The 14,967-nt window shown below is 45.3% G+C and carries 11 protein-coding genes and 1 pseudogene; 3 read left to right on the top strand and 9 right to left on the bottom strand.

The window, feature by feature from the left end:
• Positions 1–8: 8 nt before the first annotated feature.
• The 4 genes from U5R06_21200 to U5R06_21185 form a co-directional block, all read right to left on the bottom strand.
• Entirely contained in the window at positions 9–1,541 is a 1,533-nt protein-coding gene (locus U5R06_21200; GenBank protein MDZ7725260.1) for a hypothetical protein, read from the bottom strand.
• On the bottom strand, positions 1,427–2,020 hold the full coding sequence (locus tag U5R06_21195; GenBank protein ID MDZ7725259.1) for a hypothetical protein: 594 nt from the start codon (positions 2,018–2,020) through the stop codon (positions 1,427–1,429). Before U5R06_21195 ends, U5R06_21200 begins: the two co-directional genes overlap by 115 nt.
• A 125-nt stretch (positions 2,021–2,145) precedes the next feature.
• Positions 2,146–2,859 (bottom strand): hypothetical protein, encoded by a 714-nt coding sequence (locus U5R06_21190; protein MDZ7725258.1) that lies wholly within the window; start codon positions 2,857–2,859, stop codon positions 2,146–2,148.
• Between the two features lie 79 nt (positions 2,860–2,938).
• On the bottom strand, positions 2,939–3,595 hold the full coding sequence (locus tag U5R06_21185; GenBank protein ID MDZ7725257.1) for a YggS family pyridoxal phosphate-dependent enzyme: 657 nt from the start codon (positions 3,593–3,595) through the stop codon (positions 2,939–2,941).
• Between the two features lie 523 nt (positions 3,596–4,118).
• Here U5R06_21185 and U5R06_21180 point away from each other — a divergent pair.
• Positions 4,119–4,787 carry a DUF1614 domain-containing protein gene (locus U5R06_21180; GenBank protein ID MDZ7725256.1) on the top strand — a complete coding sequence of 223 codons (669 nt, stop codon included), beginning with the start codon at positions 4,119–4,121 and terminating at the stop codon, positions 4,785–4,787.
• Between the two features lie 121 nt (positions 4,788–4,908).
• On the opposite strand, the gene U5R06_21175 is transcribed toward U5R06_21180, so the two are convergent.
• Positions 4,909–5,814, bottom strand: a complete 906-nt coding sequence (locus U5R06_21175; protein ID MDZ7725255.1) for an NAD-dependent epimerase/dehydratase family protein — start codon at positions 5,812–5,814, stop codon at positions 4,909–4,911.
• A gap of 237 nt (positions 5,815–6,051) precedes the next feature.
• Between U5R06_21175 and lepA the strand changes: the two are divergent.
• Positions 6,052–7,847: pseudogene (gene lepA, locus U5R06_21170) on the top strand (translation elongation factor 4).
• 160 nt (positions 7,848–8,007) lie between these two features.
• On the opposite strand, the gene U5R06_21165 reads toward lepA, so the two are convergent.
• From U5R06_21165 to U5R06_21155, 3 genes are read right to left on the bottom strand one after another with little or no spacing between them, the layout of a single operon-like run.
• The gene (locus U5R06_21165) at positions 8,008–9,264 is read right to left on the bottom strand and encodes a glycosyltransferase family 4 protein (protein MDZ7725254.1); all 1,257 of its coding nucleotides are present in this window, start codon (positions 9,262–9,264) and stop codon (positions 8,008–8,010) included.
• Positions 9,261–10,376 (bottom strand): glycosyltransferase, encoded by a 1,116-nt coding sequence (locus U5R06_21160; GenBank protein MDZ7725253.1) that lies wholly within the window; start codon positions 10,374–10,376, stop codon positions 9,261–9,263. Before U5R06_21160 ends, U5R06_21165 begins: the two co-directional genes overlap by 4 nt.
• Entirely contained in the window at positions 10,354–11,586 is a 1,233-nt protein-coding gene (locus U5R06_21155; protein ID MDZ7725252.1) for a glycosyltransferase family 4 protein, read from the bottom strand. Before U5R06_21155 ends, U5R06_21160 begins: the two co-directional genes overlap by 23 nt.
• A gap of 290 nt (positions 11,587–11,876) precedes the next feature.
• Between U5R06_21155 and U5R06_21150 the strand changes: the two genes are divergently transcribed.
• On the top strand, positions 11,877–13,424 hold the full coding sequence (locus U5R06_21150; protein MDZ7725251.1) for a hypothetical protein: 1,548 nt from the start codon (positions 11,877–11,879) through the stop codon (positions 13,422–13,424).
• On the opposite strand, the gene U5R06_21145 is transcribed toward U5R06_21150, so the two are convergent.
• Complete coding sequence (locus tag U5R06_21145; protein ID MDZ7725250.1) at positions 13,406–14,965, bottom strand: hypothetical protein; 1,560 nt, start codon at positions 14,963–14,965, stop codon at positions 13,406–13,408. The two genes, U5R06_21150 and U5R06_21145, sit on opposite strands and share 19 nt — an antisense overlap.
• Positions 14,966–14,967 lie beyond the last annotated feature (2 nt).

Raw genomic sequence — 14,967 nt, 5'->3', positions numbered from 1 at the left:
GTATGTTTCTACTTTAACGCCTTTACGGCTTGCTGTGTTGCTTTCAGTAATGATTCAGAAGAGACGGGCTCATTGACTGCCTGTTTCATCCAAAAATTCGGGGTTAAACGTCCCAACCGGCACATACGTTCCATTTCTTTTCCCAATGGTTTGTTTTTTAAATACTGTTCAATCTGGAACATGATCAAATGTCCCAGAGAATAATCGGGAAGATATAAACCATTGGCGATCATATGGGAATAAATGGCCAGCAGCATGGAATCGTCATGTCCGATCAGCGGTGCATAGTATTCATTCCACACGTCTTTTGCTATTTGAATCACTGCGGCTTTCAGGTCTGCCGCGTTGGCATCGGGGTGATTGTACAGCCAGCGCCATACGCGCAGATCGACCAGGCCAACGGCTGCGATTTCACAGGTGGACCAGTAGGTATCCAGGGCCTTGAAGAGCTCCTGCTGTTCATTTTTTGTGTCGATACCCAGCACATCCAGGTCGCGTGACTGAAATACAAACGCGAATGCTTCGGTAAAAGCTGTATTGGGCACACCTTCCAGCATATAGTGATCCATACGGTTCAGAGAAAAAACCTGTTCTACGTTATGACCCAGCTCATGAATCGCGATGTTAAATCCCTTGTATTTCATCCCGCTTTCAGGAAGACGCGTACGCAGATGCGCATTATCTTGCGCACGTTTGGCGCCGGTGGCGTGTCCGGCGCCGCGCGACGGATCCACTGTAATTTTAGATGCCAGAAATTCGGCGTCATCCGCTTTGAAATCCAGAGAACGGAGAATATTGCCGAGATCGGCCTGAAAGGCCCGGACATTGGGATAACGCGCGCTGGTGATTGAATCCAGCCGGGATTCCTGCGGACCGCCCTGTGACTGGAAACCATTGTACCAGATATCAAAGGGCTGTAGAGGTCGACCCAGACGTTCTGATATGAGCTCAGCCACTTGTTTGCCTATCGGAGCGCCGAGTACGGATTCAGCCAGCTCTTCAAATTGTTGTTCGGACATTTCCCGGTCATGTTTGAATCGTCGGTCTATTTTGGTGGGATATGCCGGCGTATAAGTGTCGAGATTTTGTTCTGCGTGAAATACTTTGAGCATATTTTTATAACGGGTATCAGGTTCCGGTTCAGCTGCGGCTGGCGTACCTTTGCGGTAAAGTGTGTTGGTTGCCGGATTCCAGTCGAGTTCCGGATTGTCGATCACGTCCCGCGGAATCGTTTGAGTGATTATTCGCTGCATGACTTTTTGAATCATTTTTTGGCGTTTGAAACCGTCCGGATTCTTATATTGCCCTTTTAATTCGTCGCGAAGGCCCCAATGTGTGATCAGGCTCAAGCCGTCAGGAAAGAGTCTTTTATTGTTTTCGTCCAACAAATGATGCATGTGTATATTATAATTGGCAATATAATTATCTACCTGCACATAAACGCGTGACCGTTCCTGTGCGACGTGAGACGGGATGCGCATGAGAAATTCATCCGCCAGTCGGGCTTTGGCCCATTCCCGCCGTGACCAATGGCGGCCCATTTGTTTTTCTCTGCAAGCGTAAAAGCCGGAAAGTTTAGGAGCGCCGTGAATGCGATTTTGTTGGTAAACAGATCGGACTGGATATGCGCGGACGGATCATATTCAGCAAATCGGTGGTCTACGGGTAAAAGGTAGTTTGTCTCGCACTCGACCGGCACGCTGAGATCGCGGTTGACTTGGTGCATATGCCCGTAAATGATTTCAAGGTTGTGTTGAAATCGGTCTAAGGTACGGTCCAGTTCCTGGGAATCCGCAATAAAGGATGCGGTACAGAAGGACTGAAACGCTTGTTGGCTGCCGTCGGACGTCCGCCACAGTTGAGCAACCTGTTGTACACCCTTTTCAATACGAAATCTGTGTTGATCCCCGTATTTTTTTTCGAGTTTTTGAATGGTCTGATCAATTGTCAATTGTTCCAAAGCGCCTCCCCGGCATAATTGAACGAGTGCGAATAAAACCAGAATCGAATAGAATTTCATAGATCTCCTCCAAAAGAATTTTCTTAATATAGGAGATTTTTATGGGTCTGTCAAGCGGAATGAAGAGTTGTTTTAAAAAGGCCCCCAAAAGCGCGTGCACCCTCCGGCTGCACGCGCCAGGATTTTTACCAGGTTCCCGAAGCGGAAACAGAACCATCTGTATTATAGTTCCACCATTCACCGTTGCCTTGAGCGTCCCATTCATACTTTTCGTTCAGAACAAATTGATTATCCATATATTCATACTGTTCAGCCCAACCTGAACTGTCCGCATTGACTGCGGCTAACAATCGGATTCCGGTAGAGCCGTACGCTTTGAAATCATAAGATTGAGTGTCAGCGTCGTCTTTATTATAATCAAAAGTTGCCGCTGGTCCCTCAATACCTTTTTCATAAATCACAAAGGAGCTCTGTGTGCCTGCCTTGTTGCGTTGTGCTTCCATGGCCAGCCAGTTGTCATAGGTATGTTCACCGTCTGACCCGCTAAAGCGTACTTTCCATTCTATTGTATTACCGGATTCGGAAATATCGAGATGAACGGTTACTTCACCATCCGTCCAGGTGTAATTCATATCGCCATTGCCGGCGTTTGCAGGTGGTATAACGTATGCAAGATATGTATTGCTCATATTGTTTGCGATCATTAGATATGTTTTGACCTGCTGAGCATGCGGGTCATTCGACTGCTGCATTTTTTCCGGTAATGTGGGAAATTCGACATTTAATTCCGGCGGCTCTTCTGTGGAACTGGGGCCGGTGCCGTTGCCGCTGTCATCGCTGCAACTCCAAAAAATTGCTCCTGTGATCATCAAAAAAACAAACAGACGTTTCAGTGTCATATTACTCTCCTTTTCAGTGTACATTCAAGCAAAACCATCGCTTTTCCAGTTTTATAACAAAAAATAAAAAAAGATTATTTCATTGTCTCGGACCGAAAAGAGCTGTGCCAATCCGTACAAGATTGGCCCCTTCCTGAACAGCGATCTGATAGCTATTGCTCATTCCCATCGATAAGCGCCGCATTTCGGTGTTTACAATGTTTTCTTTAGCAATTTGGTCGAATAGTTGTTTGGTGAGTCTGAAATAAGGGGCCAGTTTTTTCGGATTATCAAGTAACGGTCCCATGGTCATTAACCCTTCTACCCGAAGATTGGGCAAGTTGCTGATTTTGCGGATCAAGGGAATGATATCATCCGGCATCACGCCGTTCTTTTGCGGTTCTCTGCCGCTGTTGACTTGAACAAGCACCGGCATGATTTTTTCAATATCGCGGCATTTCTTATCCACGCGTTTGGCAATTTTTTCTGAATCGATGGTTTCTATCATATCAAAGAGGCGCACGGCCTGTTTGACTTTATTGCTTTGTAAATGTCCGATTAGATGCCATTTTACATTTACATGGATACTCTCCTGTATTTTTTCAGCTTCCTGCACATAGTTATAGCCAAGTATTGTTATTCCCGCATTGACGGCTTCCAACACTTCATCTGCTCTGCGGGTTTTTGCGGCTGCTTCTAAAAGTACATGCTGAGGCAGGGCATTTCGAACGGCCCTAACGCGTTTTGCAATTGACATTCACTATCCTTTATATTTAGTACAGGTTCATCATTGAGTTCAGCTTTTCAATCGGCGGTTGCCGTATCATATTTAATATGTGAAATATTTTGTTCAATATCAATTCATTATAACAATTCAATGATTTTTTCTTCGCTGTCAATATCGATGTTTTTACCGGCAGTCCCGGCAAGGTCATCATATCACCCAGAAGCGGATATATGAATCCTGCGCTGCCCGGATTTCGCGTACATGGATTGTAAAAGTTTGGGTCTGCCTTTGATTTTCGAGTCGTGGGATCGGGACAGAGGGATTCTCGCATACAAATCGGTAACTCCCCAGCTCTTCAGCTATGTCCGAACTTGTTAATCATCGGGCCTGCTGCGCGATCTGTAGATCGCATGACATGCCGGTCTTTTGTTGTTATTGCATAAAGAACAAAGAATGTTTATTTTCTGGTTGTTTTTTTGTAAATTACCCTAATATTAATACAATAGCATGTTTATGAATAAAGACACTTTTATATGTCAGATCAGGAGGAAAAATGCGATTTTATCCACCCTTTGTTTTATTGTTTTTCCTGTTTTCCGTTATTTTGTTGATCTTTCTTTTTGTACTGATCCAGCTTCATATACTGACGTTTGCATTTGAAAAGCTGGGATTCAGCACATTCGGAGTCTTTTTTATTCTGGTGGGGTCTCTTGTCGGCAGTATGGTCAATATTCCGGTCAAAGAACTTGCCTGTGATGAACCCGTAATTGAACGCAACATTAAATTTTGGGGTATGCGCTACAGAATCCCTGATATGTCGCCCCGATGTACCACAATCGCGATCAATGTGGGCGGCGCTGTGATCCCGTCTCTGGTGTCTCTGTATCTATGGCTGCAGAGTCCTTCTCTGATCACCCCCGTACTGGCCACAATTCTGGTTGCATTGATTATTCAGGCTGTGTCCAGACCGGTCAAGGGATTGGGAATTGCCACTCCTATTTTTATTCCCCCCCTGGTAACCATTATCATAGCGCTGATTCTGGCGCCCCAGGATACCGCCCGGGTGGCCTATATAGCCGGGACCATGGGTACCCTGGTTGGTGCGGATATTCTGAATTTTAACAAGATCAAGGATATGGGCGCACCGGTTGCCTCTATCGGAGGAGCCGGAACTTTTGACGGGATCTTTCTGACCGGGATCATATCTGTTCTGCTTGTTTAGGTGAATCAACAGGGTGTCTGAAGCGGAAAAATCGGCTCAATTCGACAAAGCAGACGAGCCTCTGGTCTGGTAGGCCAAGGTCTTTTTTTTGGAGCGACCGGTTTTGAGCTACGGATGCCGCTCATACGCTGTTGTCCAGATAACGGACTGCCTGTTTGAACGGCATGGGATCTATACCAAAATCATGCACGAACCGGGAAATGTCACATGTATTGTCCCGGATGAGCATACTCAATTGGTTTTGATCGATGGGTGATTGGGGAAGAAGAGACAAAAGAGAGACAGCAACCCGACTCATCCACACGGGCTGGTGCCAGAGATGTACCGGACTATCGATCACCTCAGCGATCTGTCGTAGTTGCTCATTAAAAGACAGAGCTTCGGGTCCGCCCAGATCGTAGGTCCCTGAACATTGGTTTTCCGTGTTTACAGCAAGAGCAACAGCTTTGGCCAGATCATGAACAGAGACAGGTTGGTGACGGTAACGTCCGTTTCCGAAAACCGGGAATATGTGAAAAGGTGATTTTTTTATAAAGCGGGCCAGCATGGAGTAAACAGGCATGCCCGGCCCCACTATAAAGCTGGGTTTTAGAATGCAGGGGTTTATTCCGCTCTCCCGGACTGCCGCTTCTGCTTTTCCTTTGCTTTCAAAATAGGGAGTAGAGGCATTCGGATCCGCGTTTAATGCGCTCAAGTGCACAAAGCGTTCAATGCCCTGCTTTCGGGCCGCCTGCACGAGCTGCCGGGTTCCCTGATTATTGATGCGTTCGAAGGTCATATTTTTGCGGGGCTGTTCCCTGATGATCGCAATGAGATGAATGACTGCCCGACAATCCGACAAGGCATCCTGGAACGACCCGATGTCTGTGATGTCACCGTAGACCGGTGATGCTCCCATGCAGGCCACCTGTTCGGCCTTGTCTGTCGCTGCGAACCAGTACAGAGAGACTGATGTCCGGCCTGTACGCATTGTCTGAGAACGTGGGTCCCGACAAATCCGGTTCCAGCCTGTAAGGAAAATATTCATATAGCCTCCTTTTTCCAACTGTTAACACGATGCGTGTGAGGACCATTCCTTTTTTCGTGACAGTTTGTCGGACTATGGGCGAGTCTCATAAAGCGACCTGGACTGAAGCAGAGAGAACGGTGACAGGCGTATTGGTACTGGGATGGATGGTCCAACGCTGCGAAGCGGTTGATTTCCTGGTAATTGTTTTGTATATTAAAGGTTATGGATCACTTTAACTTTTGAGGTAACTATTGCATGAAGCAGGACTATTTTCGCAATTTTTCTATTATAGCTCATATTGATCACGGCAAGTCAACACTGGCTGACCGGTTTTTGGAATTTACTCATACCATTAGTAAAAAAGAGATGAAAGAGCAGGTCCTGGACAGTATGGATCTGGAGCGTGAGCGCGGCATTACGATAAAAATGCATGCTATCACCATGAACTATAAAGCCAAAGACGGTCACGAGTATACGCTAAATCTGATTGATACCCCGGGGCACGTAGATTTTACTTATGAAGTTTCACGCAGTCTGGCCGCTTGTGAAGGCACGTTGCTGGTGGTCGATGCCGCTCAGGGGATAGAAGCTCAGACGATGAGTAATTTATATCTGGCTCTTGAACACGATCTCGAAATTATTCCGGTCATCAACAAGATTGATCTGCCCAGTGCGGAGATTGATCATGTGAAACATCAGATCATGGATACCATAGGCTGCTCGGAAGATGAAATTTGTCTGGTGAGCGCCAAAGCCGGAACCGGTGTGCAGGATGTGCTTGAAGCGGTTGTCAAGCGTGTCCCACCCCCCGGTGGTCAGGTAGAGGCGCCCACTCGCGCTTTGATTTTCGATTCAGTCTTTAATTCGTACCGCGGCGCTATTGCTTATGTACGTGTGATGGAAGGCAGAATACGCACCAACAGTATGATCCGTTTCATGTCAACCGGTAAGGAGTTTGAAGCTCAGGAGGTTGGTGTGTTCCGTCTGCAGCAGTTGAAACGGGAAACCCTGGAAGCCGGTGAGGTGGGGTATATCATTGCAGGCGCCAAAGATGTCAAAGACACCAAAGTCGGCGACACCATTACGAGTGTGAAAAACCCGGCCCGGCAGCAGTTGCCCGGCTACCGGGAGGTCAAGCCAATGGTGTTCAGCGGTTTGTTTCCGGCGGATTCCGAGGATTATGAGAATTTGCGCAATGCCCTGGAAAAACTGTCTCTGAACGACTCGGCCCTGCGGTTTGACCCGAGTCTTCTATCGCTTTGGGATTCGGATTCAGATGCGGATTTTTAGGACTGCTGCACATGGAAATTATTCAGGAGCGTCTTGAACGCGAGTACGAGCTGGATCTGGTGACTACGGTGCCCAATGTCGAGTTTTTTGCCTACTCGGACAGCGGTGAAAAGATCGTCATAGACAGTCCTGCGGATCTTCCGGATCTGAATGGAATGGATCATATTGAAGAGCCGTATATTTCCGCCAGCATTATGACACCTGCTGAGTTTATCGGAAGCATTATGACGTTATCCCAGGAGCGAAGAGGTGTTTATATCAATACGGAGTATATTGACAAAGAGCGAGCCAATCTTCAGTACGAATTCCCGCTGACCGAGGTGGTGTTTGATTTCTATGACCGGTTGAAATCAATTTCCAAGGGGTATGCATCATTCGATTACGAGTTTCTCGAATACCGCAAGGCGGATATGGTTAAACTTGATGTTTTGCTGAACGGCGAGTCTGTAGACGCCCTCTCTGTGATTGTGCATAAAGATAAAGCATATGATTGGGGACGGCGGGTCTGTCAAAAGCTCCAGGAATTGATACCGCGGCAGATGTTTCAGGTTGCAATACAGGCGGCGGTCGGCAGCAAGGTGATTGCGCGTGAAACAGTTCGTGCCCTGCGCAAAAATGTGACTGCCAAATGTTACGGCGGAGATATTACGCGCAAACGCAAGCTTTTGGAGCGTCAGAAAGAGGGTAAAAAGCGAATGAAACAGCTGGGCAAAGTTGAAGTGCCGCAGGAAGCATTCCTGGCTGTGCTCAAAGTAGATTGATACCGGATCCGTATACCTGATTATATCGGATATGGGGTTTCAGAAACCATGCATCCCTATATTCAGACGCAGCCCGGCGCCCGGGTGGTATATCTGCTCCGGGCTCCGATGTGCCTGTTTCACGCCAAGGCGGACCGGACGGTCGATGTGGAAAATTCAATTACGATTCCGAGTGTTTTTCGGATTGTCGGCGTGTATACTCGTATAAATTCATGATTTTGGGATAATGCCCGGCAAATGCATATTGGGTTTCTGCTTTTTGTCTGGCGTTTTTACCCATTTTCCTGCACTTTTCCGGATCTTGAACGAGTTCGTTGACCAGTTTGACAAACCGGTGCATGTCACCCCGGTCAAATGTATATCCATCCACATCTTCATTGATCAGTTCCGGAATACCGCCCATACGCGAACCGATCATCGGATTGCCCAGCGATTGGGATTCATAGATGACTAGGGGAGAATTGTCATGCCATTCAGACGGAATAACCGTGAATTTGGCGTGAGAAACGATTTTACGCAGTTCGTCACCGCTTTTATATCCCAGCATTTTGACATGGTCAAGCGATTCCCTGTCAATACGCTCGCGTAATTCATGTTCAATGGGACCAGTACCGCAGATGTAAAGTCCTGCGCCCTGAATGTGATGCATGGCATCAAGGAGAAAATGCAGGCCTTTTTCGTGTGTCAAGCGTCCCATAAAGACAAAGTAATTCGAGTCCTCAAAACAGGGTTGATAGGCGTTGACGTCCAGTGTATAGGGCTGAATTTTTACGGGGATGTGCTGATATCCGTATTGCCATACTTTATTCCCCAGGAAATGACTGGGTGCGGTGAGAACATCGACATTGTTTTTATAGCTTTTCAGGATTGAATTGACATAAGCCTCAGCCGCTACGAGTACACTGGCTCCGTATGAATCGCGAAAACATTTCTGGGTCACAGCATTCCAGTAGTATTTGCCTTTACAGGCTTCACAGACCCGGCGTTTTCCGTTCAAAAAAATGTAATTGGGGCATACCAGTTTGTAGTCATGCAGGGTCAGCATCACCGGCAGATTATTTTGTTTCAGTGTATGCAAAACCGAGGGAGACAGATGATGGTAAATAGAGTGTACATGTGCAATGTCGGGTTTTGTGTCTTTGATCAGCTGCGCCAGTTTAACCTGAGCTTCCCGGCTGTAAACGGTTCGTCTGGCGAGTTTCAGGCGTTTGAGCGGATTCCGGGTGTTGTGGAGATGATCGGGTTGAAAATTGCTGACAAAGTAGGAACGGTACGGGGTTTCAAAATTCCGGTCATCCTGCATCGCGAATGGAATGACGCTGTGGCCCTGTTTGGTCAACAAATCGCTTAGATTGAATACGTAACGTTCAGCGCCGCCCTCGATGTAATAAAACTTGTGTAGCATCAGAATTTTCATTTTTTCGTCCCGGATAGTGCGTATTGTTTGTAGAGGTTTTCAAATTGTTTGACTTGATTTTCGAGAGAAAAATGGGCTTTTACGTGCTTTCGGCCGGCGTTGCCCATGGATTTGGCCAGCTGCGGCTGTTCGATCAGTGTCAGAAGCGCCTTGTTCAACGCCTGAGGATCGCGGGTGGGAATGAGCAGTCCGGTTTCCTGATCCACAACAGCTTCTTTTGTGCCGTCCACCGGTGTGGCAACCACCGGCAGTCCGGCGGCCATGGCTTCCAGCACCACATTGGGGAGACCCTCGTAAAGCGACGGCAGGGTAAATACATCAAACAGCGGTAAAAGCTCGGCCACGTCGTTGCGGAATCCGAGGAGATGCACATGATGCTCAAGCCTATGCTCGCGGATCATGGTTTCGATTTGCGGCCGGGTGGGGCCGTCCCCCACAAGCAGAATATGCACATTCGGGTTCCGGTGAATGAGTTCCGGGGCCGCCTGCATCAAATAGACATGTCCTTTTTGCTCGTTCAGTCTCGATACCTGTCCGATCACAAAGGCGTCTTCGGCAAGTCCCAGATCGGTTCGGGAGATAGAACCGCGTTCCGGTTTGAAAATATCCAGGTTCACCCCATAGGGAATGACGCGAATTTTATGGCGCGGTACTTTGCGTTTTTCAACCAGCCATTCTGCGGTCGCCTGGGATACGGAAATGACCTCATCAGCCCGGCGTATGGCATAGCGGTATCCCCAGAAGCGGTGCGGCGTCAGCCATTTGGGAGAGGATATGGTTTCCCAGGAAAAGACGCCTTTGGCGCCGCCCTTATGTCCCGCCATGGCGCCCATCACATCAGCGTAAAACAAAGTGGTCATGACAATGTCGATTTGTTCATCGCGGATAAAATTGCGCAGCCGGCGCAGCAGACGTAAGTCGAAACGATGTTGACGCTGAAACGTAAGTACACGGCAATTTAGTTGGTTGAACTTTTCTTCGATTTCATTGCCCAGTCCCAAGCTCATGACAGTGGTTTCAAACTCTGATGTGTCCATATGTTGAACCAGTTCAAGGAGTTTGGTTTCCGCGCCGCCGAAATTAAATCCTTCAACAAGTTGAAGTACTTTCATTGCATTTCCTTTTGTTCAGTGTGGTTTCGATGAGATGCGCAAGCTGGTTTGATTTTTGCGCCCATGTATGTTTTTGTCGGAACTCGTGTTGTGCGTTTTGAGCCAGTTTTGAACGCAAACCCGGATTTTCAACCAGTGTTTTGATACAGGAATGCATGTCGTCCAGGTCTCCCGGTGTGTACAACATGCCTGTCACTTTATTTTTCAGCACATTGTTGATCTGGCCGATCCGGGCAGCGACAATGGCCTTGCCGGCTGCCATATATTCGAATAGTTTGACCGGAGAAAAATAAAACAGCGGCATGGGCGGATACGGCGCCAATGCGATGTCGAACAAAGCCAGATGTGCCGGCATGTGTTCAAACGGAACGTTTCCGGTGAATACAACCCGGGTTTCATGTTTGAATTGTTCTCTGATGGAAGCGGTTTCCGGTCCGCCTCCGCCGACAAATATGAATTTGCATGTTTTGTAGTGTGCGAGAATGTCTGTAATCAATTCTTTTAACTGCTCAATGCCGTGCCAGTGATGCATGGAGCCTGAAAAGCCGATAACTGTTTCTTTTGTTTGGATATTATATAGTTGTCTTAAATTGTCGAGTTTTTTCTCCGGAACAGGTTCCGAAGGATGGGCGCCGTTGGTGATGACCGTGATCTTACTTTTTGATATTCTGTGTGTTTGAAGATAGTATGATTGGGTCGGCAAAGACTGGACAAAGATGTGATCAGAGTGTTTCATAATGAATTTTTCACACAAGAGCAGCCAGCGGGGCCAGAGATGCGGTCCCCCGTGATACTGCAGCCACTCGTAGGAGCAAGCCCCGTCCGCTTCGAGGATAAGCGGGAGATTGTAATAGTTTGAAACGAGAACACTGGAAAAGCGAAAGGCATCAAGTCGGGTAATGAGCAAATCAGGCTTGACTCGTCGAACAATTTTCGCTTCCTCTACGCCGGATACCAGCGCTTTTAAAATTTGGAATGGTGTAAACAGCAACGTCCGGATTATATTTTTATTGTGCGATTTCCGGTTTGGTCGTGCATTGTCAGTATCTGCCGGTTTTTCGCATCTCCAGAAGAAATGAACTTTGTAATCGAGTTCCTGTAAGCCATGCAGTAATTCCCGGGCTTTGATGGTAGAGCCCAGGGCGCTTCCATAGAGATCTTGCATATAGTTCAAATATACAATTTTTTTCAGCGTTGTAGAGTTGTGCATTGTTTTATCAGCTTTTGATTCAACTGTAGGAACATTTACAGTATAAAAATTATTGATGAATCCGAATGTGTTTCCAGAAAAGAAAAATACCAAAAAATATTGAGTTTATCAAGGACACAAAGTGTACAGCAACAGTTTGCATCAAATATTTTTCATTTTTTGAATGTTTGTTTCCTGGCTCGGCTCTGGAATTAAAACAGTTTGTAACCTGTTAAAATTACAATATAGTTCGGGAACTTTTTTTCTGTTGCAATCCAAAGTATCATATTTCTGCTGCGCCTGGAGGTATCATGAATAAACGTTATTTTTATCTGGTGTTCGCCGGTCTGGTAGCAATTCATGTTTTAATGATTTCTAATATGAGATTGCTCCCGTTTATTGATCTTCCAATGCACCTGGCTTCGGCAACGATTGAACGCTATATCGACAGCCCGGACAACTTTTTTTCAAACTTTTTTAAATTTGATTCTTTCTGGTTTCAGCCCAACAGTTTCTCGCATTTTTTTATGAGCAGTTCAGTATTTCCTTCCGTGGAATTTGCAAAAGATGTCTTTTTTACACTCTATATTTTATTATTTACAATCAGTCTATTAATATTTATCAGACAATTAAAGGGGAATGTCTGGTTTGCATTGCTCGCGTTTCTTTACCTTTACAATTACAGTGTAAATTGGGGGTTTACGGGCTATACACTTGGCATCCCGTTAACAATGTTTGCATTTATACTACATTATAAATTTATAATTAAAGACAAGAAAATCTACGGGTATATACTCTCCGTTTATATGCTATTCCTGTACTCTGTACATGGTTTGATTATGCTTTTCGCTCTTTTATGTATGATGGTGAATCATTTTTATCTGTTACGATTCTCATTCAGACGAGCTGTCAGAGAGTTTTGGGTGTATTTGCCGGCTATACTCATTGTATTAATCTGGTATGCATATTCCGGTCATGATTCGTTAGGTGAAACGGGCGCTCCTTTTGTCAGGCGAGTCGGCCACTATTATAAAAGTATCTATCTGAAAACATTTTTTGAAAGATTAGGTTTTCTTCACTGGGATAATAATTTTCTGTTTGCCAGAGATAAAGGCAAATGGGCGGGAATCGCCTTTTCGGTTTTTACCCTTGCCGTATCTTTATACAACATAAAAAAAATAAATCGGATCATAGGCAATGAATTGGAAAGAAAAAAATATGCCTATATCATTATTCTGATTATGATGTCTCTTTTAACTCTATTGACCATGTTCCAGATTGTTGGATCGTTTTACTATACCTTGTACAGATTTTCGGTTTTTGTATTTATAGGCGTTATCCTGCTGGGAAGTATGTTAACCGCTAAAATACATTTAAAATATCGCATTGTTATGATTTCTGCCATAGTCTTGATTCATTTATTTTTATGGTACGGGCATTTCAATCAATTCCAAATTGAAAACAAGTCGTTTGACAGGAGTTTGTTCAACGGGATCAAAAAAGATAAAGTTTTATCATTTATTTTGTACGACGCACGTTACAAACGCATGATCACGTATAATCATTTTGCCAATTATCACATAATATGGAACAAGGGCATTGCCATAAATAAAATGGTTGATTTTCCTTCGCCGTGGCGATTAAGAAGGAATGCAAGTACTAAAAAACTGCCTCCCTACGACCCCTATACGTTTAAGCATAATTATCAGGGTGGATATGAACATACAGATTTCCTGCTAATACGGGGTACGATTCCGGAAAAAGATGTTGAGAAAATCAAACCTTTTTTCCAATTAATCAGGTGCCGCCCCCCGTATTATTTGTATCAGAACCGGAACGTTCAAAATTCTGTTAAATGATCAAATGTACCTGCATTGAACAGAACAATCGTTTTTATTCTTTGCCACGTGAATAGTTTATCACTTTGAGTGATGAGTTTGATTTTATCATAATATTCATGCAGAGAAGGGTTCTCAATCATGTTTTTATCTGTTTCAACACTTTGAACATACCCCGTTGGCAGTTCCCGAAGGTAATGTCCAACACGCCATTCACCCTGCACAGGCAGCCTGGCCAATAACGGATCAGCCAAACCCAGGGGATCAATAATTATTTTATCTGCTCCGGCCCAGTAGCCGAAAAATCCGATATTGCCAAAAACTCTGACGTGATCATTCTGCATTTTGAACCGCAGTCCCTGAAAGCTCCATTTGTGCGGGGGGAAAACGACTGAATAAGGGTAACGGATATAGCGGGCATAGAGAGAAGTTCTTTTAAAATAAGTACCTCTTTCATCCGAAATCATTAATTTTGATCTGTAATTTTGATAGTTGAGGGGGGTTGCAAAGGGGGTGTTTGGATATAAGAAAAGATAAAGCAGAAGAACGGCGACTCCGAATCCTTGTTGTTTCTTGTTCCAGTTTGCGGCAATTTGCTGCATTATAATGATCGCTGCAATCATAAATGCGTAGGATAAAAACCGACCCTGCATAAAATCACCGCCGACATAGATGATATAAATCAGATTCAGAACAATGCCGTATCCTAAAAACCGGACGCTGTCGGCCTTTCCGCGTTTTATGCATACAAAGAGGGCTGCTCCGATGACTGTCATGGTTATTGTGTCAAATAGCAGCGATGATATCAGGTATTTGACACCCTGTTGCATGATCAATAATTTATCAATACCGGTATCAATCTTTGCATAAGCTGTGTTGGGAAACGGAAAACCATAATAGACCAGAGAAAAAAGTGTCCAGATAATAAAAGGAGACAAAGAGACGACACAAAGCCCTATCCATTGTTTTAGGGTAAACAGATGCGCGGATTTCCATATTGAAAACAGCACGATCGGGAAAAACAGGACCGCAAGATCATGACGGATACATATGAGCAGGCCATATACAATCAAATTGAAAATGACCGTTCTTTTTCTGTTTGATTGCGGGTTTTTTGAAAATAATTTGTTGTTTAAAAATAAAAACAAAGCGATAAAAAAATAGGCCAGTGTGTTTTCTAATCCCGAGCTTGTATAATCATAGAATCCTCTCGAGGCTGTGAACAGGAGCACCGAAGCGAGCAAAACATAGTCATTTCCAAAGAGTTTTCTCAGAATGAACAGAGTTCCCAGCCAGAGTAAGAACGACGTGAGTATGGTGTTTATATACAGATGGGAGGAGAAAATTCGCGTAAAGGCCAGCAGCCAAAACCAGAGCGGGCTTGTGAATGTTTGCACACGTTCATGCGGGTTCCAGTTGGGCCCGTTCCCCGCAAAAAGCTGTTCAATTCCCCGGAAAAGTATATAAGCGTCGTCCGATACCCAGCCGTTTTTGAGATAGACGAGTACGGCGCCCAGTATGGATAACGCAAAGATCAGATTTGATTTCTTTTGTAAAGTCATAT

The organism is candidate division KSB1 bacterium (genome assembly GCA_034521575.1).
In the GTDB taxonomy this organism is placed as follows: domain Bacteria; phylum Zhuqueibacterota; class Zhuqueibacteria; order Residuimicrobiales; family Krinioviventaceae; genus JAXHMJ01.
The sequence above is the reverse complement of the archived record's forward strand: the minus strand, read 5'-3'. Positions and strand labels throughout refer to the sequence as shown.